Here is a 25522-nt window from a genome sequence, read left to right on the forward strand (position 1 = left end):
TGTGACTAGCAGTGCTAGTCAAGCGGTCGGGGCGACGTTACGACGCCGTCCGCCGCACGTCCAGCCCGGCCCCGCGGCAGATGTCACACCTTCAGCTCGGAGACCCGGGGCTCAGCGGCCTCGCGGGGAGCGGGCAGGACCGGCGCGGACGGCTCGCACTGCATCCGGCGCGGCAGCCGCAGCGCCATCGCCGCGCCGAGCAGCAGCAGGCCGGCGCTGACCAGCAGCGTCACATGCAGGCCGTGCACGAAGGAGTGGCGGGCGGCGTGGCGCAGGGCGGTCCCGGCGGGGCCGCCGAGCTGGGCGGCGACCTCGTAGGCCTCGCCCAGCGAGTGCGAGGCGGACGCCGAGGCCCGCTCGGGCACCCCGGGCACACCGCTGAGGCCGGGGGCGTAGGCGGCGTTCATGACGCTGCCGAGGAGCGCGATGCCGATGCCGGCGCCGAGCTGGTAGGAGGTCTCGCCGATCGCCGCGGCGCCGCCCGCCTGCTCCGGTGGCGCCTCGCTCAGCATCGACTCGTACGCCCCGAACAGGGTGGTCTCCAGGCCGAAGCCGAGCAGCACGAACCCGGTCAGCATCAGCGCCGGGTTGTCCTGGCTGCCCATCGCGGTGAGGGCCACCACGGCGGCGGCGGTCAGGCAGAAGCCGGCGCTCACCATGCGGCGCGGGCCGAACCGGCGCAGCATCCTGGCGCCCGCGAGGCCGGCCGCCATCGCCGCGAAGGTCAGCGGCAGCAGCCTGAGGCCGGTCTCCAGCGGGGAGAGGCCGAGCACCAGCTGGAGGTACTGGGCGGCGATCAGCTCCAGGCCGACCAGCGCGAGCATGGCCAGCACGATGCAGCCCACCGAGGTGCTGAACGCGGGCCGGGAGAACGTCCTGAGGTCGATCAGGGGGTGCGCACGGCGCCGCTGACGGCGGACGAAGACGGCGAGCAGGACGGCCGCGGCGAGCAGCGGCAGCACCGTGCCCGGGCCGGTGACGTGCTCGCCGCTGCCGAGCCGCTTCACCCCGTAGACCAGGGCGAACAGTCCGGCCGCCGCCATCAGCGCGCCGGCCACGTCCCACGGGCCCCGGCCGTCGCCCTTGGACTCCGGCAGCAGGATCCGGCCCACCGGGAGGCTGACCAGCATCAGCGGGATGTTGACCAGGAAGACCGAGCCCCACCAGAAGTGCTCCAGCAGGAAGCCGCCGAGCAGCGGCCCGACGGCGGCGCCCACCGCGGCGACCGCGCTCCACACCCCGATGGCGAGGGCGCGCTCGCGGCGGTCCGGGAAGACCTGGCGGAGGATCGACAGGGTGGCCGGCATGATCATCGCGCCGCCGACGCCGAGCAGCGCCCGCGCCACGATGAGGACCTGGGCGTTGTCCGCGAAGGCCGCCATGCCGGAGGCGAGGCCGAAGAGGGCGTAGCCGAGCAGGAGGACGCGTCTGCGGCCGATCCGGTCGCCGAGCGTGCCGAAGAGGATCAGCAGCGAGGCGCACACCAGTGGATAGGCGTCGACGATCCAGAGCAGCTCGATCGCACCGGGCCTGAGATCCTCGGTGACGGCGGGGACCGCCACGTGCAGCACGGTGGCGTCGACGGCGACCAGCAGCAGGCTGACGCAGAGGACGACGAGCACCACCCAGCGGTTGGCACCGGCCCCGGCCGCCCGACGGCGCAGCGCGGTGGCGGCCGTGGTCGTCCCGGACATGTACGTACCTCCCAGATGTTCCCTCGCGTCGGCGGGCCCGCGGGGTGGGGACTCCCCGCGGCTCGGCCGGAGAGGAGCGGTGTCCCCGGCCCGCGCAACGACATGGCGAGTGACACGTCAGCGTACGCGAGTGAGAGCCGTGGTCGAGTGGTGGGCCTCTCATCACATCTGTGAGACCGCTGTGGCGTACGCCACTCACGAGGGTGATGAGGCCCCGCCGGGCCGACCGGTGGGCGTTCCGGTCGATAATCGGGCAGGTGACCGATCTTGCACCGCGTGCCGCGGCCCGTCCCGTCCCGCTCCTGCGCCGGGCCGCCCCGGCGCTCCTCGGGTACGCCGCCGTGCGGGCCCTCGGCCTCGTCGTCCTTGCGCTGTGGAGCGAGGCGCGCGGCAAGAGCGCGTACACCCTGCTGACGGCCCGCTGGGACGCGCTCTGGTACACCCGGGTCGCCGAGCTGGGCTACGGCTACGAGGTGCGGCTGCCGAACGGGGACGTGCACTCGAACCTCGCGTTCTTCCCGCTGCTGCCCTGGCTGGAGCGGCTGGTGGCGGCGGTGTCTCCGCTGTCGTACGCGGACGGCGGCTTCCTGGTCAGCCTGCTCGCCTCGCTCGCCGCGGCCTGCGGGATCTACGCGGTCGCGGAGCATGTGCACGGCCGCCGGGCGGGGGTGTGCGCGGTCCTGCTGTGGGCGGCGCTGCCGGTCGGCGTGGTGCAGTCGATGGCGTACAGCGAGTCGCTGTTCACCGCGCTGGCCGCCTGGGCCCTGTACGCCGCCCTCACGGGGCGCTGGGTCGCCGCGGGCGCCCTGGCGGCGCTGGCCGGTCTGACCCGCCCGGTGGGCCTTGCGGTGGTGGCGGCCGTCTGGGCGGCCGGGGCGGTCTGCTGGATGCGGGGCCGCAGCACGGAACCGGACGGCGGCGCCCGGCCGGCGGCACGCGCCGCCACCGGCGACCGGCTGCGGCTGGTCCCCGGCATGGCTCTCGCCCCGCTCGGCGTGGCCGGCTATGTGCTGTGGGTGGGGTGGCGGACCGGGGACGGGATGTCCGGCTACCTGAAGGTGCAGGCCGGGTGGCGGAACGGGTTCGACGGGGGGTACGCCTTCGCCCGGTTCGTCGCCGGGAAGCTCACCTCGTTCCCGTCGGTCCTCGCCGGGCTGGGGCTGGTCGCCGGGGTGGCGCTGGTGGTGTGGCTGTACGCGGTCTGCGTACGGCAGCGCCAGCCGCTCCCGCTCCTGGTGTACGCCGGGGTCGTCACCGCGCTCGCCCTGTGTGCGTCCAGCTACTTCGGCTCCAAGCCGCGTCTGCTGCTGCCGGCCTTCCCGCTGCTGTTGCCCCCGGCCATGGCCCTGGCGAAGCGGGGCAGGCGTACCGCGACGACGGTGATCGGTGCGCTCGCGGTGATCTCCGCGGTGTACGGGGCCTTCTGGCTGAACGGCTCGGGTCCCCCGTGATCGGGTCTCCCCGAGGCGCTCGGACGTGGGGCCCCGGACGTGGGCGGGAGGGCCCGGGAAATGCCCGGACAGGCCATGGTGAACAATTGAAGAAGCCGGAACCAATTCACCGTCCGTAACGATCAGGAGAATTGAAAGCCACGGCCTCCGGTGATTGCAGAAATGCCGGAATTAAAAGCGCAGCTGAGAGGAATGCCACATCACATCGTCATCACAAAGCCGCTGATTCGACGGGGTTCCACGCTCACTCGCTGTAACGTCGATCGGGTGCGTACCGAACGGAAGCCCACCCGACTGGACCGGGTGTTCGCGAGGCTGGATCGTGAGCCGGAACGACCGGCTCACATCGACGTGCCGCGGATGAGCCGGCACCGGGTGGTGCTCTTCGGCGCCACTCTGGCCTTCTACCTGGCGATCGTGTGGGCCGTGCTCGACACCTCCTGGCTGGTCCGGCTGGACTGGCAGGTGATGTTCTTCCGCCCCTACGAGCAGTGGTCCGAGCTGCACGCCTTCGTGGACTACTACGTGGTCCTCGGCCAGCGCGGTCCGACCGCGGTGATGGTGGCGGCCTGGCTGGGCTGGCGCTCCTGGCGGCAGCACACGCTGCGCCCGCTGCTCGCGCTCGGGGTCTCCCTGCTGTTGCTCAACGTCACCGTGGGCGCCGCCAAGTACGGCATGGGGCGCCTTGGGCCGCATTACGCGACGGAGATCGGCTCCAACGAGATGTTCCTCGGCGGGGACATATTTCCCAGCGGTCACACCGCGAACGCCGTGGTGACCTGGGGAATCCTGGCCTATCTGGCCTCCACCCCGCGGGCGCGGCGCTGGCTGTCGGCGCTGTCCGCGGTGACCTCGCTCGGCGTGGGCATGGCCACCGTCTACCTCGGTACGCACTGGCTGAGCGATGTGCTCCTCGGCTGGGCGGCGGGCCTGCTGATCCTGCTGGCGCTGCCCTGGTTCGAGCCGCTGATCGCCCGCTCCGAGACCCGGATCCTCGACCTGCGGGACCGCTGGCGCGACCGCCGCCGGGCCGCCGGGCTCCGCCCCGCCGGTGCTCCGGTGGTGCTCACGCCGCTGTCCGGCCACGACGACGCCCCGGCGCGGGAGCCGGTCGGCGCGGGCCGCGCGGGCAGCCGTCCGCCCGCCTATCTGGCGCCGGGACCGCACACCACGCGCGCGGAGCGCACCCCGGTCACCCCGGCCGGCAGCCGCCGCCCGCAGCCCGAGCGGCACCACCCGCGCGGCACCTCGCCCGCGGGCCGGCCCTGAGGCCGCCGTTCCCGCACAGGCCAAGGCCCCGGTTCCTCCGTGGAACCGGGGCCTCTGTGCAGGTTCTCAGCCCTTCCAAACGCCGCTGTGCAGGTCCTCGGCCGATCCGGGCCGCCGCTGTGCAGGGCCTTCAGCCCTTCCAGGCCCGTGCCACCCGGCCGTCCTTCACCTCGAAGTTCAGCCGGCCCACCCGGTACTCCATGGTGATGATCGCGCCGGGCGGCAGGGCCCGCACCGTCGACCAGCCGCGCTCGCGCGCCAGGTCCTCGGCTCGGCCGGCGGTCAGGCCCACATAGGCGTCCGGGTTGTCGTCGGGTTCCGCGGAGGGTGTCGGGATCGGTGCCATGCGGCCACGCTATGCCCTGCCCGGTGCGCGGGGAAGCCCGGCTCCCCGGACTTGCCCCAGCCTTCCCCGGGCGGCCCGGTGTCTGCCGGCGGTCACGCTTGTGTCACAGGATCACGACAGCCGACCGGTCCACAGACCGTCACACCAACGAGCGATTCTCGCCACCTTCGCCGGGCATTCGAGGGTGACTTCCGCGCGTCGCGCGAGAGCCTCGGTGCGACCCGGGATTAAGTCCCGGACAAGGGGTCACGGGTGCATTTTCCCGGCCCGACCCGCACCCGCGGACGAATACGGGCGGCGCGTCCCCTTTCCGGATTCCGTCGTCCGGCCGGTCACGCCCCTGTCGGAGCGCCCACCGGGCGAGCATCGTGGCGGGACCCGCGGGCACGTGTGGCACGGGCCGTCGCGGGCCCGGTGCGCGAGAGCGAAAGGGCGAGGGAGCCATGGGGACGCAGACCGTTCAGGCGGCACCGGCGCCCGCGCCGACGCGGCGCGGACGTGTGATCATCGACTGGCTGACCACGACAGACCACAAGAAGATCGGCCACCTCTACCTGATCACGTCCTTCGTGTTCTTCCTGATCGGCGGCGCGATGGCGCTGGTGATGCGGGCCGAGCTGGGCCGTCCGGGGACGCAGATCGTCACCAACGAGCAGTTCAACCAGCTGTTCACCATGCACGGCACGATCATGCTGCTGCTGTTCGCGACGCCCAGCTTCGCCGGGTTCGCCAATGAGCTGATGCCGCTGCAGATCGGCGCGCCGGACGTGGCCCTCCCGCGGCTGAACATGTTCTCGTACTGGCTGTTCCTGTTCGGCGGGCTGATCGTGCTCGGCTCGCTGGTGGTGACCGGGGGCCCGGCCGCCTTCGGCTGGTTCGCCTACGCGCCGCTGAACAGCCTGGAGTACTCGCCGGGCATCGGCGCCGACCTGTGGATCATGGGGCTGGCGCTGACGGGCTTCGGCACCATCCTCGGCGCGGTCAACTTCATCACCACCATCATCGGGATGCGCGCCCCCGGGATGACGATGTTCCGGATGCCGCTGTTCACCTGGAACACGCTGTTCACGTCGATCCTGATCCTGGTGGCGTTCCCGGTGCTGGCGGCGGCGCTGCTGGTGCTGGAGGCGGACCGCCGGTTCGGCTCGCACGTGTTCGACGCGACCAACGGCGGCGCGATTCTCTGGCAGCACCTGTTCTGGTTCTTCGGGCACCCCGAGGTCTACATCATCGCGCTGCCGTTCTTCGGCATCGTCACGGAGATCATTCCGGTGTTCTCCCGCAAGCCGCTGTTCGGCTATCTCACGCTGGTCGGCGCCACCATGGCGATCACCGGTCTTTCGGTGGTGGTGTGGGCGCACCACATGTTCGCCACCGGTGCGGCGCTGCTGCCGTTCTTCTCCTTCACGAGTTTCCTGATCGCGGTGCCGACGGGGGTGAAGTTCTTCAACTGGAGCGGCACCATGATCAAGGGTTCGCTCTCCTTCGAGACGCCGATGCTGTGGGCGACGGGTTTTCTGGTGACGTTCCTCTTCGGCGGTCTGTCCGGGGTGATCCTGGCGTCGCCACCGCTGGACTTCCATGTGACGGACTCTTACTTCGTGGTGGCGCACTTCCACTACGTGGTGTTCGGCACCGTGGTCTTCGCGGTCTTCGCCGGCTTCTACTTCTGGTGGCCCAAGTTCACCGGGAAGATGCTCGACGAAAGGCTCGGCAAGATCCATTTCTGGACGCTGTTCATCGGCTTCCACACCACGTTCCTGGTGCAGCACTGGCTGGGCGCCGAGGGCATGCCGCGCCGCTACGCGGACTATCTCGCGGCGGACGGCTTCACCGCGCTCAACACGGTCTCCACGATCGGCGCGTTCCTGCTGGGCATGTCGACGCTGCCGTTCCTCTACAACGTCTGGAAGACCGCCAAGTACGGCCGGAAGGTCGAGGTGGACGACCCCTGGGGCTTCGGGCGTTCCCTGGAGTGGGCGACGTCGTGCCCGCCGCCGCGGCACAACTTCACGACGCTGCCCCGGATCCGTTCGGAGTCGCCGGCGTTCGATCTGCATCACCCGGAGTACGCGGCCGTGACGCCTCAGCCCGAGCCGAAGCGCGAGCAAGCCGGTCCCGAGCCGCAGTGACGGCGTCGATAAGCTCCTCCGGCTCCAGCACCTCGAACTCGAAGCCGAGCAGCATCACATGCAGGACCATCAGCTCCAGGCTGCCGGCGCCGGTGCGCAGCAGGCAGGCGTCCGGGCCGTCCGGTTCCAGCATGCCCGCGCTCGGTGAGATGCGTTCGGCGGCCTGCTCGAGGGGCGCCGGCAGCCGGATCACAGCGTGCGTGGCGTAGGCGCGGGTGGACACTCCCTGGGAGACGTAGGCGGCGAGGTCCTCGGCCGGGGGTTCGCGCGGCTCGAAGCGGGGGCCGTGCGGCGGCTTGGGGGTGATGCGGTCCACGCGGAAGGTGCGCCAGTCGGACCGGTCGAGGTCCCAGGCGACCAGGTACCAGCGGCGCTCGGAGCACACCAGGCGCAGCGGCTCGACCGTGCGGCGGCTGGAGTTGCCCTCGTGGTCGCGGTACTCGAAGCGCAGCCGTTCGGCGTCCCGGCACAGATGGGCCAGCTCGGTCAGCACCGCCGGGTCGACGGCGTCGGCGCCCGGGCCGCGCAGCATCGGCACGGTGAACGCGTTCAGGGCGCTCACCCGCCGGCGCAGCCGGTCCGGCAGCACCTGCTCCAGTTTGGCCAGCGCCCGCACCGAGGTCTCCCCGATGCCCTCGATGCCGCCGCCGGCCGCGGTGCGCAGGCCGACGGCGACTGCGACCGCCTCGTCGTCGTCGAGCAGCAGCGGCGGCAGCCGGGCGCCCGCGCCGAGCTGGTAGCCGCCGCCGGTGCCGGGGCTGGCGTGGACGGGGTAGCCCAGCTCGCGCAGCCGGTCCACGTCCCGGCGCAGGGTGCGGGCGCTGACGCCGAGCCGCTCGGCGAGGTCGGCGCCGGACCACTCGCGGTGGGTCTGGAGCAGGGACAGCAGGCGCAGCAGGCGGGCCGAGGTCTCCAACATGGAGGGAAGTCTGCCAGCCGTCGCGGACAGCCTCTGTCCTGAAGCTGGTGCGTCTTCGGTCCTCGGGGGACCGTCTCAGGGTTCGTAGGCGAGCTGCGGGACGGTGAAGCAGGTGCGGTTCATGTCGCCCTGGCTCACCCATCCCTTGCCGTCCTGCCAGCGGGCCACCGACAGACAGGTCCTGCTGGTCCTCGGCGGGTCGGGGGACGGTTTGAAGCTGACGGGGAGCAGCAGCCCGCCCGCGGTGTAGCCGTCGCCGCGGTTGACGTACGCGTCGACGCAGGCGCGGGTGATGCCCTCGTTCGCGCAGTACTTGGCGGCGTCGGTGAACCAGCGGGCGGCCGCCCAGCCCTCCAGCTGCCACTGGGAGTGCGTCTCCAAGTCCTCGGTGGCGTCCCGGAATTCCCGCACAGCGGGGTGGCTGGTGTCCTCGTAGTTGCGGCTGTGGCCGGTCGCCCACAGGGCGTTGCGGCAGCGCGGGGCGGCCTTGTAGTCGCGGGTCACGGCCGAGGTCCAGTTCTGCACATTGGTCACCTTGGCGGTGACCTTCGCGCCGGCCTCGTCCATCGCCCGGCACAGGCGGGCGTTGCCGTGCGCGTCGATGGCGTCGAAGACCAGATCGGCGCCCTGCTGCCTCAGATCGGCGGCCACCGCGCGGAAGTTGGGCAGCGCGAAGTCGACCTGCTCGGTGACCACGTCGTAGCCCTCGGCCTTCAGACCGCGTTCGATGAGCCGCGCGTAGGCGGCCGAGGCGGACTGGTTGTACGAGACGACCGCGGCGGTGCGGGCACCGTGCTCGCGTTTGAAGTAGCGGTAGACCTCGGTGCCGCCGTACAGCTTGCCGTCCCAGCCGGTGGTGCCGTTCCTGGGCGCCGAGGTGCCGTAGATGCTGTACAGGTGCGGATAGGTGTCGTAGGCGGTGCCGATGGGCTGGCCGCCGATGTCCGGGACGCCGGCGCTCGAGACCCGGGCGGCACCCGCGTAGTCGAAGGCGGTGGTGGCCACCAGGGCGACCACCTTCTGCTCGTCGACCAGCTTGCGCACGCACTCGTTGTTGCCGACGCCGCTGCCGCCGTCGTCGCACAGGTGCACCTCGACGCGCCGGCCGTCGATGCCGCCGCGGGAGTTGAGCCGGTCGAAGTACGCCTTGGCGCCGTCGCGCGGGCCGGTGAAGGCGCTGCCGCCGACCGGGCTGGTGGCGCTGGTGATGATGCCGACGTGCAGCGGCTCGCCGGTGGCCCGGGTGGGCGCGGGCGAGCGGTCGTCGGTGCCGAAGTCGCTCTCCGGCAGCCGGCTGCCGCACGCCGCGGTCAGGGCGAGGAGCGCGGCGGCGGCCAGCGCCATGGCGGGCAGCGTCCACCGACGGTGCGCCAGGGCCGGGAGCGTCCGCCCGCGGTGCGGCAGGGTCCGGGCGGACGCGGCCCGTCGGGGCGCCGGCACCTCAGCAGCCCGGGACGGCCGTGGCCGACCCATTGCCGCTCATCTGCACCAGCGCGCACAGGGTCTTGGCGGACACCTTCCAGGTGCCGTCCTGCTCGACGGCGGTGCCGGAGGCGTCGGGCAGGACGGTGGCGCCCTTGAGGGTCAGGGTGTAGGTCACGTCGGCCCCGGTGGGCGAGGTGAAGGTGATCTCGGTGACCTTCGCCTGCACCTGGCCGCCGCGCTGGTCGCCGCTGAAGGCCTGGAGCACCGGAGACATCTGCTCGCCGTTCTCCAGAATGGTCGTCTTGTCCTCCAGGGAGGTGGCGGGGTCGAAGAACTTCTCCCAGTTCTGCCGGATCTCCTGCTCGGCGGCCGCGCGGTCGGCGGGCGCGCTCGCCGGGGCGCTCGTGGTCCGTTCGGGTGTCGGTGTGGGCGGCGGGCTGGAGTCGCCGCCGCCGTCGTCATCGCCGCATGCCGCAAGTCCGGGGCCGAGTACCAGGATCACGGCCGCCGCCAGGGCGGAGCCGCGCCGCGTCGGCCGCGGGCCGCGTCCCCTTCCCCTGGTCCCCCGTGTTCCTCGTGTCCCCCGCCTGAGGTCGCTGCCGAGAACCATCTGGCTCACCACCGGGTGTCGGTCCGGGCCATGTGCGCCCGGTTCTTTCAGGGTCAGCTTCCACAAGGCATAGTGCAAGCCAACGCCCGACTTGGACAGTGGGCCAGGGATCCGGGACCCGGGGGCCGCGGGACACGGGCGGGCCGGCACATGCGCGGAGACGAACCGAGCGATGTGGGAGCCAGGATGCGGACAGCCCGACTGCGGACCGTGCACCCCGCCCTCTGGGCCGGCTGGGCGGCCCTCGCCGCCGGCGCGGTGCTGTGCGTCATCGGCTGGTACGGCATCTCCGGCGAGCGGTACGCCGAACGGCAGCTGCCCTATCTGGCCTCCTGCACCATCCCCGGCGCGGCGCTGATCATCGCGGGCGCGGCGCTGCTGGCGCACGGGCGCGACTCGCTGGCCGCCACCCGGGTGGAGGAGCTGTACGGGCTGCTGGTGGAGGCGGAGCCGGCCGACGTGGATGTCTCCGGGCAGGCGGCCGGTGCGCCGGTCGCGGTGAGCGGCGAGATGCTGATGGTGCCGGAGGGCACGCTGTGGCACCGCGCCGACTGTCCGCTGGTCGCGGGGAAGGCGGAGGCGGTGCCGGTGGACAAGGTGCTGGTGGCGGACGGCCGGCTGAGGCCCTGCCCGATCTGTGAGCCCGCCGGGGACGACGACTGAAGCCCGGCCGCCGATGTCCTCGCTGACGTACGACCTCACGCTGGCCGGGCTGTCGGTCGGCGCCGCCGCGGCGCTCACCGGCATCGGCCTGATCGTGACGTACCGGGCGACCGGCGTGCTGAACTTCGCGCACGGGGCGATCGCCATGGTGTGCGCCTATGTGCTGCGGCAGTGCGTGGTGGAGTGGGGCTGGCCGCTGTGGTGGGCGGCCGTGTTCGCGCTGGTGGTCGTGGCTCCGGGGATCGGGGTGGTGCTGGAGCGGTTCGTCTTCCGGCCGCTGTCCGTGCTGGGCGGCGATCCGGCGCAGACGCTGGTGGCTTCCCTCGGGGTGTTCGTGCTGCTGGTGGGCGGGGCGGCGCTGCTGTGGGGGCAGGGGGCGCGGGACGACGCGCCGGTGCTGCTGGCGGCGGAGCCGTGGGGCCAGCTCGCGGTGGTGGCGGTGCTGGCCGCGGGGGTGGCGGCGGTGGTGCGGTTCTCGCGGTTCGGGCGGGAGCTGCGTGCGGTGGTGGACGACCGGCAGCTGGCGGTGCTCGGCGGCGTGGACGCGGACCGGGTGGCAGCGGTGGGCTGGGCGTTCGGCTCGTTCACCGCGGGACTCACCGGGGTGCTGCTGGCGCCGTACGTGCGGCTGGACCCGTACGGGCTGCCGCTGCTGGTGATGGAGGTACTGGCGGTCGCGGTGGCCGCGCGGATGCGGTACCTGTCGGTGGCGGTCGTCGTGGCGCTCGGTATCGGCGTGGCGCAGAGCCAGCTGACCCGGCTGCATCCGTCCGGCTGGGCGCAGCCGCTGGTGCAGGCGCTCGGCTCCAACCTGTTCGTCGTCGCGCTGCTGATCGCCGCGCTGGCGCTGCCCGGTGTGGGCACGCGCGACGCGCTGCCGCGCTCGGCGACCGCGCGGGTGCCGACACCGCCGGGCGCCTGGATCGTGGCCGGGGTGCTGTTCCTGCTGCCGCTGGGCTTCGCCGGGCGCGATCTGCACACGGCCGTGCAGGTGCCGGCGCTCGGGGTCGTGCTGCTGTCGCTGGTCGTGGTCACAGGCCGGGGCGGGCAGATCTCCCTCGGCCAGGCGGCGTACGCGGGCCTGGGCGCCCTGTTCACGGCGCTGCTGGCCGCCGGGCGCTTCCCGGGCCTGCCCCGGCTGCCGGAGCTGGCCGCGCTGGCGGTGGCGGTGGTCCTGGTGGCGCCCCTGGGCGTGCTCACCGGCTGGCCGGCGATCGGCCGCCGGGGCCTGGCCCTGGCGCTGGCGACCTTCGCGGTCGGCGTGGGCGTGAGCCGCTTCGTCTTCGCCCAGCCCTACGCCACGGCGGGCCTGTTCCTGAACCGCCCCGCCGGCTTCGACAACGACCGCGCGTACTACGCCCTGGAGCTGGCCCTCCTGGTGTGCGCGCTGCTGGCGACGGCCGCGCTGCGCCGGGGCCGCGTCGGACGCGCCCTCGCCGCCATGCGGGACCACGAGTCCGGGGCCCGCGCGGCGGGCGTGCCCGTGTCCTCCCTGAAGCTGCTCGCCTTCGTCTGCGGTGCCGCGCTGGCCGCGCTCGGCGGCGGCATGCTCGGCATGGGGCTGCGCGCCTTCGACCCGGCCGCGTTCGACCCCGTGCGGGGCCTGCTGTGGTTCGCCGCGGTGGTGGTCCTGGGCGCCGACAGCACCCTGGGCGCCCTGCTCGCCGCGGCCCTCCTGGTCGGCCTCGACGCGGGCACCCGGGGCGGCGTTGCGGCGGCCGTCATCGGCGTCCTGGCCGTCCTCGTGGGCCGCTTCCCCGGCGGCCCCTACGAGGCCCTCCGCTCCGCCGCTCAACGCCTGCACGGCACCCCGTCCCTGACCCCGCTGGGCACCCGTCTCCGCCGCCTCCACGGCCCACCCGAGGAGCCCCCACCGGTACCAGTACCGTCCGGCGCCACGGCAGCGACGGCGACAGCGAGCGCCGGCCCGGCAAGCGCCGTGAGCAGTGTCCGGGGATCGGAGGCAGCTCCGGAGGCTCGGGCCACGGGCCCCGCGTGGCGCGACCGCCCCACACCGAGCACCGGTGCATCCCTCGACACCGCCACCCCGCCGGCGGGGCGGGAGGAGTCGGGCGGCGGCCCGGCAAGACCCGCAGGCGGCCCCCGGGACACAGAAGCAGCCCCGGACGCAGGGGACACCGGCACCCAGCCCACGGAGCGCGAGAAGGCGGGCGGCGGCCCGGCAAGACCCGCAGGCGGCCCCCGGGACACAGAAGCAGCCCCGGACGCACGGGACACCGGCACCCAGCCCACGGAGCGCGAGCGCCCGACACCGAGCACGGACTCCACCACCCCGCTGGCGGGACGGGAGGACGCGCACGTTGGTGAGCGACGCAGGGCCGACGCGGAGGCGGCAGGCGGCTGCGGGGCGCCACGGCCCCGGCGCGGGCGCGGTCGGGGATGGCTCGTATTCCCCGGCCGCTCCGGCACGGCGGAGCCCGGTGGGCCGGAGCGGCCCGCCGGCTGGGCGAGCGCGGCGGCCGCGTACGGGCCGGGTGACGTGCCCGTGCTCGAGGCGCGGGCGCTGCGCGTCCGGTACGGGGGGTTCACCGCGCTGGACGGGGTCGATCTACGGGTGCCGCCGGGGCGGGTCACGGCGGTGGTGGGGCCCAACGGGGCCGGGAAGAGCACGCTGTTCCACTGTCTCGCCGGGACGCTGCGGCCCGAGCGGGGGGTCGTGCGGTTCGGCGCACGGGACGTCACGCGGCTGCCCGCGCACGCGCGCACCCGGCTGGGCGTCGCGCGGACGTTCCAGCAGCTGGCGGTGTTCCCGACGCTCACGGTGGCGGAGAACGTGCGGGTCGGCGCCGAGCAGGGCCGGGTGAGCGATCCCGGCGCCGTGGAGCGGACGCTGCGGCTGTTCGGGCTGGACGGGCCGGTGCGGGCGCTGCCCGCCGCCGGTCTGCCGACCGGCACGCTGCGCCGCGTCGAGCTCGCCCGCGCCCTGGCCGGCGGCCCCCGCGTGCTGCTGCTGGACGAGCCCGCGGCAGGTCTGGACACCGCCGAAGTGGCCGCGCTGGCGCGGATCCTGAAGGCGCTGGCCGCCGACGGCATGGCGCTGCTGGTGGTCGAGCACGACCTCGACCTGGTCGCCGACCTCGCGGACGTGGTGCATGTGATGACGGCCGGCCGGATCGTCGCCACCGGACCGCCGGGCCATGTCCTGGACACCCTCGGGGAGGCGCCCGGACGATGACGACGACCACCACCGTCGCGCTGCGCCGGGCACGCGTGCGCTACGGGCCCCTGGAGGCGCTGCACGGCGTCACCCTCGTCGCGCCCGGGCCCGGCCTGACGGTGCTGCTCGGGCGCAACGGGTCCGGGCGCACGACCGTGCTGCGCGCCCTGGCCGGCACCGTGCGGCTGTCGGCCGGCGCGGTGGTGTGGGACGGCACAGACGTGACCCGGATGCCGGCGTTCGAACGGGCCCGCCGGGGGCTGTGTCTGGTGCCGGAGCGGCGGGCGGTGTTCGGCTCCCTGACGGTGCGGGAGAATCTCGCCCTCGCCGCGCCCGACCCCTCCCCCGCCCTGGACGCCTACCGGGCGCTGCGGCCGCTGCTGGACCGCCGGGCGGGCACGCTCTCCGGCGGCGAGCAGCGGATGCTGGCGATCTCCCGCGCCCTGCTGGCCCGGCCGCGTGTGCTGCTCGTGGACGAGCCGGCACAGGGCATGTCACCCGCGGTCGCGGCCCGCACGTACGAGCTGCTGGCGTCCCTGGACGCCTGTGTGGTGCTGGCGGAGCAGCGGCTGCCGCCCGCCCTGCACGGCCGTCCCGCGTTCGTCTACGAACTGCGCCGCGGGGCGGTCGTGTTCGCCGGGGAGGCGGGTGAGGTCGCCCGCCTCCCCGGCATCTGAACCCGGCCGGAGGGTTCAGAGTTCGCACAGTTCGCACAGATGTTCTCAGCTGTTCTCAGCTGTTCTCAGCTGTTCTCAGCTGTTCTCAGCTGTTCTCAGCTGTTTCTCGGCTGTTCTCGGCTGTTCTCAGAGTTTGAGCCGCTGGCCCGGCAGGATCACATCGGGATCGCCGCCGATGACGGCCTTGTTGGCGGCGTACAGCCGCTGCCAGGTGGTGCCGTGCCGTGCCGCGATGCCGCTGAGGGTGTCCCCCGCGCGGACGGTGTAGTCGCCGCGGGAGTGGTCACGGTCGGGGTGTCCGGTGGACCGCGCGGACGCCGCGGACTGCGACGGCTCGGCGGCCTTCTTCGCGGGCTTCGCGGGCTTGGCCGGCTCGGCGGCCTTCTGCGGCGCCCGGTTCGCGCTCACCGGGCCGGTCGCCGGTGCGCTGCCGGAGGCCCCGGCGCGGGCCGAGCAGACCGGCCAGGCGCCCCAGCCCTGGGCGCGCTGGACCTTGGTGGCGACGGCGATCTGCTGGGCCTTGGTGGCCCGGTCGGCGGTCGGCGCGTAGGCCGTGCCGCCGAAGGCGCGCCAGGTGGCGCCGGAGAACTGGAGCCCGCCGTAGTAGCCGTTGCCGGTGTTGATGTGCCAGTTGCCGCCGCTCTCGCACTGGGCGATGCGGTCCCACACCCCGCCGTCCGCCGCCGCGGCGGTGCCGCCGCCGGCCAGCAGCCCCAGGGGTGCGAGCAGCGCCGCACCGGCCAGGACGGCCGTCGTACGGACCCGGCCTCCGGTGCTCCCGGTGTCGCGGGAGGTGCCGGGGTCGCGGGAGTCGTGGGTGTTATGGGCACATTCGGACATGTAGTTCCCTCTCGAACAACCCGGGGCCCCCTGGGCGTCGCGCCGCCCGCCGCGCCATGGGGCGCACGGTCCGCGCTCGCCCCGTCCGCCTGTCGGGGGGTGGTGCGGTGGAGCATGGGATGGTGCGGTCGGCGGACGTACCCGGGCGGTGCTCGGTGCACACGGCGGAGGAATGTAAGGAGCCTCGCGGCTGCGGAGCAACCAACGGCCCGTCCGGGCAGGCCAGTTGGGCATTACCCGAGGTAGCGGCGAATTTCGGCCACCCATTTCATCAGCCGATTTCCTGATTTGTCGACCACTCGGGCCGCCGCTCCGTGACCCACCTCACACTGCCAACTTCTTTACAGCTGCGGCCAGTTGACGGTGAGTGCCCGATTCCGCGCCGAACGTGACGGTGTGCGCCGGTCGGTTCGATTCCGTTCGTCCAAGGGCGTGACTACCGCCACAGATCGTCCGTTGTCTTCTTCATGAGCCGGGGACCCACCCGGACCACGGGCCGGGAGCCACCCGGTCCCGTCACGCACCGCATCCCGAGGGAGCCACCCGTGCCGCGCATGCTCGACGTCAGCGACGAGGTACGCGCCGAGATCGGCGACGAAGAAGCCGACCGTCTGCTCGCCGGAGACACCACCCCGGGCGGTTACGACTGCACCTCGTGCCGCACCCCGGGCGACCCGGAGCAGGAGCGCACCAGCACCGTCCTGTTCATCGGGGAGGAGACCGCCGTCCTCGCCTTCGCCCACGCCACCTGTCTGCCCTCGCAGGTCGTCCAGGTCACCGAGGAGCAGCTGAGGGGTGCCGTGCGGTCCATCAGCGGCGGCCAGGCGGCCCAGGAGCCCGCCCCGCAGCCGGCGGCGCAGCAGAACGCGCCCCAGCAGGCCGTGCTCGGGGTGACCAGCGGACTGGTCCTGATCGCCGGGGAGTTGCACCCGGCCCTGGTCGTGGAGCCGACCGCGCCGGTCTCCCGCCCCGGTTCGTACGGCTCCGGCGACGACTTCCTGCCGCTGCTGATCGAGCAGGGCTTCATGCCGCTGAGCGAGCTGTCGGCGGTGCCGCCGGTACTGCACGGCTGGTCGGTGCTGCTGGCCGTGGGGCAGCTGCACGCGGTGCTCCAGCCGGGCCCCGACGGCGGCCGCCCGGTGGCCTGGTGGCAGGCGCACCAGCCGCTGCAGGTGACCGACGGCTGGCGCGCGGCCGCCAACAAGCACCAGCAGGTGCTGATGTTCGCCGCCCCGGTCGGCTCCATCGGCCGCCAGCCCCGCGAGGACCTGCTCCGCGAGGCCCTGGACCGTGCGGCAGAGGGCGGCCAACTGGTCGGCGCCGCCCTGCCACTCGCCGGCACCTGACCAGCGCCCCGCAGACGGGCAGCAACTGACCGGCGCCCCGCAGACGAGCAGCAACTGACCGGCGCCCCGCGGGCAGGCAGCTGAGCTGCGGCCTGCGGGCAGGCACCCTGAGCGGTGACCCGCGCGCATGCCCCGAGGGCAAGCCGCGGGCGGGCACCCGGGGGCGGGTAGACCTGCGGACGGACAGCTGAGCGGCGACTCGGGTAACCGGCGAAGCCCCGCAGGGAACCGCATCCCTGCCGCGCCGTCGCTGCCGCTGGCCGACACCTGAGGCGCGCCAAGCGAACGGCAACTGACCGGTGGCCCGCGCCGGGAGCACATCCGATGCCACGCGGCCGCCGCCGACGCCCAACACACTTGAGCGGCGGTCAGCGGGCGGGCAGCGTCCCTCGCGGGTACCCAAGGGGCGCGGGCAGGCATCCGGCGAAAGCCCCGCAGGGAACCGCATCCCTTGCCGGGCGGGGTCGTTTGCACATACGTGCACGCATATGACCTTTCCCGCCGCCAGCCGCTCCCGTCGGTCCCCGCCCCCGTGGGACCGGTCCGGGACGCCCGGCGCTGCCCCTCGGCCACGCCGATCTATGACGCGCTCTACGCCGAGTACGTCGAGTCCCGCCGCTCGCTGCCGGGTGACCGCAGCGGTGAGGAGCGGCTCGGCTTTGAATCCTTCGGGAGTCTCGCGCACCGCACGGGCTCCTACGGCGGTCATGGCTCGGGCTCCATCGGCGGCTCCCTGGGCGGCGGGGCGTACAGCGCCTACAGCGCCGGGGCCAACAGCGCCCGGCAGGGCGGCGCCGGCCCCCAGCCGCAGTGGCAGCGGGTGCCGGCCGGGCTGCCGCCGATGCCACGCCGGGGCCTGTAGCCGGGCAGCGGCCTACGACCACCCGGCAGCGGCACACAGACGAGCACACAGACGAGCACACAGACGACGGGGCGGCTCCCCTTGGGGACCGCCCCGCCTCACTGCCTGAAAGCCTGACGGCCTGGCGCTACTTCTTCTTGCCGCGCCGCTCGCGCACCCGCACCGAGATGTGGATGGGCGTGCCCTCGAAGCCGAACTCCTCGCGCAGCCGGCGCTCGATGAAGCGCCGGTAGCCCGCCTCGATGAAGCCGGTGGCGAAGAGCACGAACCGCGGCGGCTTGGTGCCCGCCTGGGTGCCGAACAGGATGCGCGGCTGCTTCCCGCCCCGCACCGGGTGCGGGTGGGCGGCGACCAGCTCGCCGAGGAAGGAGTTCAGGCGGCCGGTCGGGACCCGGGTCTCCCAGCCCGCCAGCGCCGTCTCGATCGCCGGGACCAGCTTCTCCACGTGCCGTCCGGTGCGCGCCGAGACGTTCACCCGGGGCGCCCAGGCGACCTGGCCGAGCTCGGTCTCGATCTCCCGCTCCAGGTAGTAGCGGCGCTCCTCGTCGAGGGTGTCCCACTTGTTGAAGGCGAGCACCAGCGCACGGCCCGCCTCCACCGCCATGGTGACGATGCGCTGGTCCTGCACCGAGATGGACTCGGAGGCGTCGATCAGGACGACCGCCACCTCGGCCTTCTCCACCGCGGCGGCGGTGCGCAGCGAGGCGTAGTAGTCGGCGCCCTGCTGGAGGTGGACGCGCTTGCGGATGCCGGCGGTGTCCACGAACTTCCAGGTCTTGCCGCCGAGTTCGATCAGCTCGTCGACCGGGTCACGGGTGGTGCCGGCGAGCTCGTTGACGACGACGCGCTCCTCGCCGGCGACCTTGTTCAGCAGCGAGGACTTGCCGACGTTGGGCCGTCCGATCAGGGCGACCCGGCGCGGGCCGCCGACGGCGGTGCCGAAGGTCTGCGCCGGGGCGTCCGGCAGCACCTCGAGGACCTGGTCCAGCATGTCGCCGGTGCCGCGGCCGTGCAGCGCGGAGACCGGGTACGGCTCGCCGAGGCCCAGGGACCACAGATAGGCGGCGTCGGCCTCGCCGCTCGGGCCGTCCACCTTGTTGGCGCAGAGCACGACCGGCTTGCCGGCCTTGCGCAGCAGCCGCACCACGGCCTCGTCGGTGTCGGTGGCGCCGACCTTGGCGTCCACCACGAACACCACCGCGTCGGCGGCCTCGATGGCGTACTCGGCCTGCGCGGCGACGGAGGCGTCGATGCCGAGGACGTCCTGCTCCCAGCCGCCGGTGTCGACGACCTTGAAGCGGCGGCCCGCCCACTCGGCCTCGTAGGTGACCCGGTCGCGGGTGACGCCCGGCTTGTCCTCGACGACCGCCTCCCGGCGGCCGATGATGCGGTTCACCAGAGTCGACTTGCCGACATTGGGGCGGCCGACGACCGCGAGCACGGGCAGCGGGCCGTGACCGGCCGCCTCGATCGCGCCCTCGACGTCCTCCCGGTCGAAGCCCTCCTCCGCGGCGAGCTCCATGAACTCCGCGTACTCGGCGTCGCCGAGCGCCCCGTGATCGTGCTCGTGCGCGGCCGAGCCGTCGGGCTGGCTGTGGTCGTTCATGAAGTCCGTACCTCGTCGTTCCTTCGTGGTGGTCGGTGGGTCCGCTCCGGCCAGGGAGCTGATCCACTACTCAGTGTCGCAGGGTCCGCCCCGAGCCCGCCCGGGAAATTCCGGGCGGCATCCGTTGCACGGCGCGGCGCGACCCCGGCGCCGGCACCGGCACCAACACCGGGGGCCGACCCTAGCGTCCGGTGAGGGCCCTGGCGTTCTCCAGATGGGCGGTGAGCTGCTTCTGGATGCGTTCGGTGGCCTCGTCCAGCGCCCTGCGGGTGCGCCGCCCGCTGCCGTCGCCCGCGTCGAACGGGTCGCCGAAGACGACGTCGACGCGCGACCGCAGCGGCGGCAGCGCCTTGATCAGCCGTCCGGGCCGGTCGGAGCTTCCCAGGACGGCGACCGGCACGATCGGCGCCCCGCTGCGCACCGCGAAGTACGCGAGCCCGGCGCGGATCGAGGCGAAGTCCCCCTCGCCCCGGGTGCCCTCGGGGAATATCCCGAGGACACCACCCTGCTCCAGCACGCCGAGCGCCTGGGAGATCGCGGTGCGGTCGGGGCTGCCGCGGTCGACCTTCACCTGGCCGATGCCGGTCAGGAACGGGCCGAGCGGGCCGACGAACGCCTCCTTCTTGACCAGGAAGTGCGCCGGCCGCGGGGCGACGCCCATGACCATGGGGCCGTCGATGTTGTGCGCGTGGTTCACGGCGAGGATCACCGGGCCGCTCGCCGGAACCCGCCAGGCGCCCAGCACCCGCGGCTTCCACAGTCCGTACATGAGACCGACGCCGAGGCGCCGTCCGATCTCGGCGCCCCGCTCGGAGGGGAGCTGAGTCACTTCCCGGCTCGCTTCTCCTCGATGAGGGTGACGACACACTCGACGACCTGCTGCAGGGTCAGCTCGGTGGTGTCCACCTCGATCGCGTCGTCCGCCTTGGCCAGGGGCGCGACCTTGCGGCTGGAGTCGGCCGCGTCCCGCTTGACCAGGGCCTCGCGGGTGGCGTTCAGGTCGGCGTTCTTCAGCTCGCCGCTGCGGCGGGCGGCCCGCGCCTCCGGCGAGGCGGTGAGGAAGATCTTCACATCGGCGCCGGGCAGCACGGTGGTGCCGATGTCGCGGCCCTCGACGACGATGCCCTCGGCGGCGGCCGCGGCGATGTTGCGCTGCAGCTCGGTGATCCGCGCCCGCACCTCGGGGACCGCGCTGACCGCGCTCACCTTGGAGGTGACGTCCTGCTCACGGATCTGCTTGGCCACGTCGACGCCGTCGACCATGATCGTCGGCGCCTTGGGGTCGGTGCCGGAGACGATCTCCGGCTTCCCGGCGACGGCGGCGATCGCGGAGGGGTCCTCGACGTCGATCCCGTTGTTCACCATCCACCAGGTGATCGCCCGGTACTGGGCGCCGGTGTCCAGGTAGCGCAGACCGAGCTGCGCGGCCACGGCCTTCGACGTGCTCGACTTGCCCGTGCCGGAGGGGCCGTCGATGGCGACAATCACGGGCGTGGCGCTTTCCACTGTGGGATACCTTCCTGGACCTGGTGGGCGGGGACGGGGCGCAAAGGCCCACGACAAGGTTACTGGGTACCGGTCCCCCGTTCGGCCCACGTCCCGGCGCCCCGGCCCGGACGTGAGCAACGGCACCGCCCGCGCCTACTGCCGGATCGCCCAGCCCCGCTCCCGCAGCGCCGCCACCAGGCCGGGGGCCGCCTTGGGCTCCACCATCAGCTGCACCAGACCGGCCTGCTGCCCGGTCGCGTGCTCGATCCGCACGTCCTCGATGTTGACGCCCGCCCGGCCGGCGTCCGCGAAGATCCGCGCCAGCTGTCCCGGCTGGTCGTCGATGAGCACGGCCACCGTCTCGTAGACCCGCGGGGCGGACCCGTGCTTGCCGGGCACCCGCACCTGCCCGGCGTTGCCGCGGCGCAGCACGTCCCGGATGCCGGTGGTGCCCTCCCGGCGCTTGTCCTCGTCGGAGGACTGCAGCGCCCGCAGCGCCCGCACGGTCTCCTCCAGGTCGGTGGCGACGTCGCTGAGCAGGTCGGCGACCGGTCCGGGGTTGGCGGAGAGGATGTCGATCCACATGCCCGGGTCGGAGGCGGCGATCCGGGTGACGTCCCGGATGCCCTGCCCGCACAGCCGCACGGCGGCCTCCTCGGCGTGCTCCAGGCGCGCGGCGACCAGGCTGGACACCAGGTGCGGCATGTGGGAGACGAGGGCCACGGCCCGGTCGTGGGCGTCGGCGTCCATGACGACCGGCACGGCGCGGCAGTGCGAGACCAGCTCCAGCGCGAGGTTCAGCACCTCGGTGTCGGTGTCCCGGGTGGGGGTGAGCACCCAGGGGCGGCCCTCGAAGAGGTCCCCGCTGGCGGCCAGCGGCCCGGACTTCTCCCGCCCGGACATGGGGTGGGTGCCGATGTAGGCGGACAGGTCGAGGCCGCGGGCGAGCAGTTCCCGGCGGGGTCCGCCCTTGACGCTGGCGACGTCGGCGTAGCCGCGGGCCAGGCCGCGCCGCATCGCGTCGGCGAGCACATCGGCGACATGGGCGGGCGGCGCGGCGACGATCGCCAGGTCCACCGGCCCCTCGGGCGCCTCGTCGGTGCCGGCGCCGAGCGCGGCGGCCGTGCGGGCCTGCTCCGGGTCGCGGTCGGCGAGGTGGACGGTGACGCCGCGCTGGGACAGGGCGAGGGCGGCGGAGGTGCCGATCAGCCCGGTGCCGATGACGAGTGCGGTTCTCACTGGGCGATGTCCTTGCGCAGGGCCGCGGCGGCACCGAGGTAGACGTGGTTGATATCGGCGCGGGGTTTGTCGGACTCGATGTGCGCGAGGATGCGGACCACGCGGGGCATGGCGCCCTCGACGTCCAGCTCCTGGGCGCAGATCAGCGGCACGTCGACGATGCCGAGCTTGCGGGCCGCGGCGGCCGGGAAGTCGCTGTGCAGGTCGGGCGTGGCCGTGAACCAGATGCTGATCAGGTCGTCGGTGCTCAGGCCGTTCCGCTCAAGTACGGCGGTGAGCAGCGCCGAGACCTGCTCCTCCATGTGACCGGCCTCGTCCCGCTCCAGCTGGACGGCCCCCCTGACCGCTCGTACCGCCACGGCGTGCTCCTTGCTGACGTACGTCATCGGCTGCTTGGGCGTCCAGCCTAGTCAGCCCGGACGTGCGGAGCGTGCGGCGCCCGTCCACCGAGACGGGCGAGATGCGTGTTTCCTGGCACTTCGGCGGGTTGGGTGCAAGGATGCTGAAACTGCCAGGGCCGGCCCCCGGGGGCTGCCTTCCCTTCGGACATCCCTCGGTTTTCCCTCGGTTTTCCCTCGGTTCTTTCCCTCGGTTCCCCTCTCGGATCCTCTCGGAGTGACGACATGACCCACGGCGCAACACGACGGACCGTCCTGATCGCGGCAGGGGCGACGGGCGCGACGGCCCTCACGGCGGGCTGCGGCTCGGGCGGCGACGAAGAGAGCTCCACGACCGAGACCCCCGGCGGCGACACCGACCCCGCCGGGGATCAGCTGACCTCGACCGGCGACATCCCGGTGGGCGGCGGCAAGATCTTCAAGAAGGAGAAGGTCGTGGTGACCCAGCCCGAGCAGGGCGACTTCAAGGCCTTCTCGGCGATCTGCACCCACCGGCAGTGCCTCGTGGCGAACGTCTCCGGCGGCACGATCAACTGCGCCTGCCACGGCAGCAAGTTCGCCATCACCGACGGCGCGGTGGAGCACGGCCCGGCGACCCGGGCGCTGCCCGAGGAGAAGATCACGGTGGACGGAAATTCGATCCGCCTCGCGTGATCCCTTCTCTACGATCCGGGGCATGCGCACCGACACGTCCCTGACGTCCCTGACGCCCGAACTGCTGGTGCGCGATCACACCGTCTACAGCTGCGTCATGGGATCGCGCGCCTTCGGGCCGGCCACGGAGGGCAGCGACACCGACCGCCGGGGTGTGTTCCTCGCGCCCACGGCCCTGTTCTGGCAGCTGGACAAGCCGCCGACGCATGTCGAGGGTCCGGGCGAGGACCAGTTCAGCTGGGAGCTGGAGCGCTTCTGCGAGCTGGCGCTGCGCGCCAATCCGAACATCCTGGAGTGCCTGCACTCCCCGCTCGTGGAGTACGCCGACGACACCGGCCGGGAGCTGCTGTCGCTGCGCGGGGCGTTCCTCTCCCGGCGGGTCCACGAGACCTTCACCGGCTACGCCCGCGGCCAGCGCCGCAAGCTGGAGGCGGACCTGCGCAACCACGGCGCCCCGCGCTGGAAGCACGCGATGCATCTGCTGCGTCTGCTGATCAGCGTCCGCGACCTGCTGCGCACGGGCAGGCTGGTGATCGAGGCGGGCGAGGAGCGCGAGCCGCTGCTCGCGGTCAAGCGGGGCGAGGTGCCGCGGGCCGGGGTGGAGGCACGGCTGAGCCGGCTTGAGGCCGAGGCGGAGGAGGCGCTCCACCGCAGCCCGGTGCCGGCGGAGCCGGACCGCCGCCGCGTCGAGGACTTCCTGTTCCGCGTCCGCCGGACCTCGGCCCTGGGCTCTTCCTGGAACGGTCGGATCGGGTCAGTCCGCGGACGCGGGCGTGTCCCAGAGCTGCCCCAGCGCGGTCAGCTCCTCCCGGTACTCGATGCGCTCCGCCCACTCGGCCGGCCAGGCGTCCGCGCCCAGGTGGGCCCCGGCGAAGGCGCCGGTGAGGCAGGCGATGGAGTCGGAGTCGCCGGACGTGCAGGCGGCGCGGCGCAGGGCGGTGAGGGGTTCGTCGACGAAGAGCAGGAAGCACAGCAGACCGGTGGCCAGGGCCTCCTCCGCGATCCAGCCCTCCCCCGTGGCCAGGCACGGGTCGGTCTCCGGGGAGACGGTGCGCACGGCGTCCTGGAGGCGGCGGAGGATCTCCAGGCACTCGTCCCAGCCGCGGGCGATGAAGTGCTCGGGACTCGGGTCCTGGGTGCGGGTCCACAGGTCGCCGAGCCAGGCCTCGTGGTAGCGGGTGCGGTTGTCGTAGGCGTAGGAGCGCAGCAGTCCGGCCAGCCCGGTGGGTTCGGCGCCCTCGGCGAGCAGGTGCACGGCGTGTGCGGTGAGGTCGGACGCGGCGAGCGCGGTGGGGTGCCCGTGGGTGAGCGCGGCCTGGAACTGGGCGGCGCCCGCGCGCTGTTCGTCACCGAGGCCGGGGACCAGTCCGAGGGGCGCGACCCGCATATTGGCGCCGCAGCCCTTGGAGCCGACCTGACTGGCGTCCTGCCAGGCCCGGTCCCGGTCGGCCAGCAGGGAGCAGGCGCGCAGGCAGGTGTTGCCGGGGGCGCGGTTGTTCTCGGGCGAGCGGTACCAGGCCACGAACTCCTCGCGCAGCGGCCCCTCGAGCGTCTCCAAGGTGAGCGGTCCCCGTTCCAGGGCGGTGCGCAGCGCCCGGCCCAGCGCCAGGGTCATCTGGGTGTCGTCGGTGACGATCGCGGGCCGGGGCAGCCGCATCTCGCGCCAGGGTCCGCACTTGGCGAGGATCGACGGCACGTCGTTGAACTCGGTGGGGAAGCCGAGCGCGTCCCCGAGGGCGAGTCCGGTGAGCGTCCCGGTGGCGGCGCGCTTGGTGGCGGTGACGGTCATGCGGGGCGTCCTTCACTCGTCGGCCGGAGCAGGGGCGGGTGCAGGGTGGTGGCGGGGCCGGCGCGGTAGAGCGCGGCCGGTTTGCCGCGGCCGCCGGTGAGCCGGGCGCCGCCCGGGACGGCCTCGACGAACCCCGGCGTGGCGAGCACCTTGCGCCGGAAGTTGGGCCGGTCCAGGGTCGTGCCCCACACCGTCTCGTAGACCTGCTGCAGCTCGCCGAGGGTGAACTCGGGCGGGCAGAAGCGGGTGGCGAGGCAGGTGTACTCGAGCTTGGCGCCGATCCGCTCGTGGGCGTCGGCCAGGATCCGGTCGTGGTCGAAGGCGAGGTTCCGCGCGGTGTCGTACGGCGTCCAGCGGGCCTTCGCCGCGTCGCTGCCGCCGTGCGCCTCGGGGGCGTCGGGGAGCAGCGCGGTGAAGGCGACCGACACCACCCGCATCCGGGGGTCGCGGCCGGGCTCGCTGTAGGTGCGCAGCTGCTCCAGATGCAGTCCGGAGACGTCCTTCAGCCCGGTCTCCTCGGCGAGTTCGCGCCGGGCGGCCGTATCCGCGGACTCCTCCGGCTGCACGAAGCCGCCGGGCAGCGCCCACCGGCCGGCGTAGGGCTCCTGGCCACGCTCGACGAGCAGGACGTGCAGCGCGCCGTCGCGGATGGTGAAGACGGCGAGGTCCACGGTGACGGCGAAGGGCTCGAAGGCGTACTTGTCGTAGCCGTCCATGGGAAAGACCTCCACCCCCCTTTATGGTCATGACGACTATAAAAGGGGGTGGAGGTCCTGCACAAGCGCCGGGACCGCCGGCTTCCTGAGCCCAGGGGTCTAGGTCGTTTGGATCAGCCCGCGGACGCGGGGTCTGGCACGCCCATCTGCGGCGTTGTCACCGGTTGCCGATGCTCCGCATCGGCGCCCTCCTCCGCCTTGCAGCTGCACGCACCAGACC

21 protein-coding genes and 2 pseudogenes are annotated in these 25522 nt (G+C 73.3%); 10 read left to right on the forward strand and 13 right to left on the reverse strand.

The features are described from left to right. Positions 1 to 83 precede the first annotated feature (83 nt). Positions 84 to 1694, reverse strand: a complete 1611-nt coding sequence (locus ABD198_RS15405) for an MFS transporter (RefSeq protein WP_344001457.1) — start codon at positions 1692 to 1694, stop codon at positions 84 to 86. Positions 1695 to 1951: 257 nt separating this feature from the next. Between ABD198_RS15405 and ABD198_RS15410 the strand changes: the two genes are divergently transcribed. Further along, positions 1952 to 3145 carry a glycosyltransferase family 39 protein gene (locus ABD198_RS15410; protein ID WP_344001459.1) on the forward strand — a complete coding sequence of 398 codons (1194 nt, stop codon included), beginning with the start codon at positions 1952 to 1954 and terminating at the stop codon, positions 3143 to 3145. A gap of 267 nt (positions 3146 to 3412) precedes the next feature. Next, positions 3413 to 4414, forward strand: a complete 1002-nt coding sequence (locus ABD198_RS15415; protein ID WP_344001461.1) for a phosphatase PAP2 family protein — start codon at positions 3413 to 3415, stop codon at positions 4412 to 4414. A gap of 130 nt (positions 4415 to 4544) precedes the next feature. On the opposite strand, the gene ABD198_RS15420 is transcribed toward ABD198_RS15415, so the two are convergent. Further along, positions 4545 to 4760 carry an I78 family peptidase inhibitor gene (locus ABD198_RS15420; protein WP_344001462.1) on the reverse strand — a complete coding sequence of 72 codons (216 nt, stop codon included), beginning with the start codon at positions 4758 to 4760 and terminating at the stop codon, positions 4545 to 4547. Positions 4761 to 5203: 443 nt separating this feature from the next. On the opposite strand from ABD198_RS15420, the pseudogene ctaD reads away from it, so the two are divergent. Continuing rightward, a pseudogene (ctaD, locus tag ABD198_RS15425) lies at positions 5204 to 6886 on the forward strand (aa3-type cytochrome oxidase subunit I); the annotation flags it as partial. On the opposite strand, the gene ABD198_RS15430 reads toward ctaD, so the two are convergent. The 3 genes from ABD198_RS15430 to ABD198_RS15440 form a co-directional block, all read right to left on the reverse strand. Further along, on the reverse strand, positions 6771 to 7811 hold the full coding sequence (locus tag ABD198_RS15430) for a helix-turn-helix transcriptional regulator (protein WP_344001464.1): 1041 nt from the start codon (positions 7809 to 7811) through the stop codon (positions 6771 to 6773). The pseudogene ctaD and the gene ABD198_RS15430 sit on opposite strands and share 116 nt — an antisense overlap. 75 nt (positions 7812 to 7886) lie before the next feature. Continuing rightward, positions 7887 to 9155: an ABC transporter substrate-binding protein gene (locus ABD198_RS15435; protein WP_344001466.1), complete on the reverse strand. Its 1269-nt coding sequence runs from the start codon at positions 9153 to 9155 to the stop codon at positions 7887 to 7889. A 97-nt stretch (positions 9156 to 9252) separates the two neighbouring features. Continuing rightward, on the reverse strand, positions 9253 to 9846 hold the full coding sequence (locus tag ABD198_RS15440) for an MTB12 C-terminal domain-containing protein (RefSeq protein WP_344001468.1): 594 nt from the start codon (positions 9844 to 9846) through the stop codon (positions 9253 to 9255). A gap of 186 nt (positions 9847 to 10032) precedes the next feature. Here ABD198_RS15440 and ABD198_RS15445 point away from each other — a divergent pair, with 186 nt between their 5' ends. Genes ABD198_RS15445 through ABD198_RS15455 form a run of 3 tightly spaced genes read left to right on the forward strand, consistent with a single transcriptional unit; the run spans position 10033 to position 14364 of the window. Beyond that, positions 10033 to 10509: a hypothetical protein gene (locus ABD198_RS15445; protein WP_344001470.1), complete on the forward strand. Its 477-nt coding sequence runs from the start codon at positions 10033 to 10035 to the stop codon at positions 10507 to 10509. Between the two features lie 13 nt (positions 10510 to 10522). Next, positions 10523 to 13705 carry an ABC transporter permease subunit gene (locus ABD198_RS15450; RefSeq protein ID WP_344001472.1) on the forward strand — a complete coding sequence of 1061 codons (3183 nt, stop codon included), beginning with the start codon at positions 10523 to 10525 and terminating at the stop codon, positions 13703 to 13705. Then, the gene (locus ABD198_RS15455) at positions 13702 to 14364 is read left to right on the forward strand and encodes an ABC transporter ATP-binding protein (RefSeq protein ID WP_344001474.1); all 663 of its coding nucleotides are present in this window, start codon (positions 13702 to 13704) and stop codon (positions 14362 to 14364) included. Before ABD198_RS15450 ends, ABD198_RS15455 begins: the two co-directional genes overlap by 4 nt. A 126-nt stretch (positions 14365 to 14490) precedes the next feature. On the opposite strand, the gene ABD198_RS15460 is transcribed toward ABD198_RS15455, so the two are convergent. Beyond that, a complete protein-coding gene (locus ABD198_RS15460; protein ID WP_344001476.1) occupies positions 14491 to 15204 on the reverse strand; it encodes a transglycosylase family protein in 714 nt (237 codons plus the stop codon). A gap of 545 nt (positions 15205 to 15749) precedes the next feature. Here ABD198_RS15460 and ABD198_RS15465 point away from each other — a divergent pair. Both ABD198_RS15465 and ABD198_RS15470 read left to right on the forward strand, forming a co-directional pair. After that, positions 15750 to 16550: a hypothetical protein gene (locus ABD198_RS15465; protein ID WP_344001478.1), complete on the forward strand. Its 801-nt coding sequence runs from the start codon at positions 15750 to 15752 to the stop codon at positions 16548 to 16550. Positions 16551 to 17028: 478 nt separating this feature from the next. Further along, a complete protein-coding gene (locus ABD198_RS15470) occupies positions 17029 to 17412 on the forward strand; it encodes a hypothetical protein (protein ID WP_344001480.1) in 384 nt (127 codons plus the stop codon). A 127-nt stretch (positions 17413 to 17539) separates the two neighbouring features. On the opposite strand, the gene der is transcribed toward ABD198_RS15470, so the two are convergent. From der to aroH, 5 genes are all read right to left on the reverse strand, one after another. After that, positions 17540 to 19018 carry a ribosome biogenesis GTPase Der gene (der, locus tag ABD198_RS15475; RefSeq protein WP_344001482.1) on the reverse strand — a complete coding sequence of 493 codons (1479 nt, stop codon included), beginning with the start codon at positions 19016 to 19018 and terminating at the stop codon, positions 17540 to 17542. 181 nt (positions 19019 to 19199) lie between these two features. After that, positions 19200 to 19847, reverse strand: a complete 648-nt coding sequence (locus ABD198_RS15480; RefSeq protein WP_344001484.1) for a lysophospholipid acyltransferase family protein — start codon at positions 19845 to 19847, stop codon at positions 19200 to 19202. Then, entirely contained in the window at positions 19844 to 20524 is a 681-nt protein-coding gene (cmk, locus tag ABD198_RS15485; protein ID WP_344001485.1) for a (d)CMP kinase, read from the reverse strand. The genes ABD198_RS15480 and cmk overlap by 4 nt, the downstream gene beginning before the upstream one ends. Before the next feature lie 135 nt (positions 20525 to 20659). Then, the gene (locus ABD198_RS15490) at positions 20660 to 21745 is read right to left on the reverse strand and encodes a prephenate dehydrogenase (protein ID WP_344001486.1); all 1086 of its coding nucleotides are present in this window, start codon (positions 21743 to 21745) and stop codon (positions 20660 to 20662) included. Next, entirely contained in the window at positions 21742 to 22104 is a 363-nt protein-coding gene (gene aroH, locus ABD198_RS15495) for a chorismate mutase (RefSeq protein WP_344001496.1), read from the reverse strand. Before aroH ends, ABD198_RS15490 begins: the two co-directional genes overlap by 4 nt. A 264-nt stretch (positions 22105 to 22368) precedes the next feature. Between aroH and ABD198_RS15500 the strand changes: the two genes are divergently transcribed. Beyond that, positions 22369 to 22797: a Rieske (2Fe-2S) protein gene (locus ABD198_RS15500; protein ID WP_344001488.1), complete on the forward strand. Its 429-nt coding sequence runs from the start codon at positions 22369 to 22371 to the stop codon at positions 22795 to 22797. 49 nt (positions 22798 to 22846) lie between these two features. Then, positions 22847 to 23569: pseudogene (locus tag ABD198_RS15505) on the forward strand (nucleotidyltransferase domain-containing protein); the annotation flags it as partial. On the opposite strand, the gene ABD198_RS15510 reads toward ABD198_RS15505, so the two are convergent. Next, a complete protein-coding gene (locus ABD198_RS15510) occupies positions 23552 to 24586 on the reverse strand; it encodes an ADP-ribosylglycohydrolase family protein (protein WP_344001490.1) in 1035 nt (344 codons plus the stop codon). The pseudogene ABD198_RS15505 and the gene ABD198_RS15510 overlap by 18 nt on opposite strands. Beyond that, positions 24583 to 25302: an NUDIX hydrolase gene (locus ABD198_RS15515; RefSeq protein WP_344001498.1), complete on the reverse strand. Its 720-nt coding sequence runs from the start codon at positions 25300 to 25302 to the stop codon at positions 24583 to 24585. The genes ABD198_RS15510 and ABD198_RS15515 overlap by 4 nt, the downstream gene beginning before the upstream one ends. Positions 25303 to 25522 lie beyond the last annotated feature (220 nt).

This window comes from Streptomyces thermocarboxydovorans (genome assembly GCF_039524635.1).
Lineage (GTDB): Bacteria > Actinomycetota > Actinomycetes > Streptomycetales > Streptomycetaceae > Streptomyces > Streptomyces thermocarboxydovorans.

Excerpts from the sequence above, each read along its gene's own strand:
- der (WP_344001482.1), bottom strand. The coding sequence starts at position 19,018 with ATGAACGACCACAGCCAGCCCGACGGCTCGGCCGCGCACGAGCACGAT.
- ABD198_RS15460 (WP_344001476.1), bottom strand. The coding sequence starts at position 15,204 with ATGTCCGAATGTGCCCATAACACCCACGACTCCCGCGACCCCGGCACC.
- ABD198_RS15445 (WP_344001470.1), top strand. The coding sequence starts at position 10,033 with ATGCGGACAGCCCGACTGCGGACCGTGCACCCCGCCCTCTGGGCCGGC.
- ABD198_RS15420 (WP_344001462.1), bottom strand. The coding sequence starts at position 4,760 with ATGGCACCGATCCCGACACCCTCCGCGGAACCCGACGACAACCCGGAC.
- ABD198_RS15515 (WP_344001498.1), bottom strand. The coding sequence starts at position 25,302 with ATGGACGGCTACGACAAGTACGCCTTCGAGCCCTTCGCCGTCACCGTG.
- ABD198_RS15510 (WP_344001490.1), bottom strand. The coding sequence starts at position 24,586 with ATGACCGTCACCGCCACCAAGCGCGCCGCCACCGGGACGCTCACCGGA.
- ABD198_RS15455 (WP_344001474.1), top strand. The coding sequence starts at position 13,702 with ATGACGACGACCACCACCGTCGCGCTGCGCCGGGCACGCGTGCGCTAC.
- ABD198_RS15450 (WP_344001472.1), top strand. The coding sequence starts at position 10,523 with ATGTCCTCGCTGACGTACGACCTCACGCTGGCCGGGCTGTCGGTCGGC.
- ABD198_RS15430 (WP_344001464.1), bottom strand. The coding sequence starts at position 7,811 with ATGTTGGAGACCTCGGCCCGCCTGCTGCGCCTGCTGTCCCTGCTCCAG.
- ABD198_RS15435 (WP_344001466.1), bottom strand. The coding sequence starts at position 9,155 with ATGGCGCTGGCCGCCGCCGCGCTCCTCGCCCTGACCGCGGCGTGCGGC.
- ABD198_RS15405 (WP_344001457.1), bottom strand. The coding sequence starts at position 1,694 with ATGTCCGGGACGACCACGGCCGCCACCGCGCTGCGCCGTCGGGCGGCC.
- ABD198_RS15440 (WP_344001468.1), bottom strand. The coding sequence starts at position 9,846 with ATGGTTCTCGGCAGCGACCTCAGGCGGGGGACACGAGGAACACGGGGG.
- ABD198_RS15500 (WP_344001488.1), top strand. The coding sequence starts at position 22,369 with ATGACCCACGGCGCAACACGACGGACCGTCCTGATCGCGGCAGGGGCG.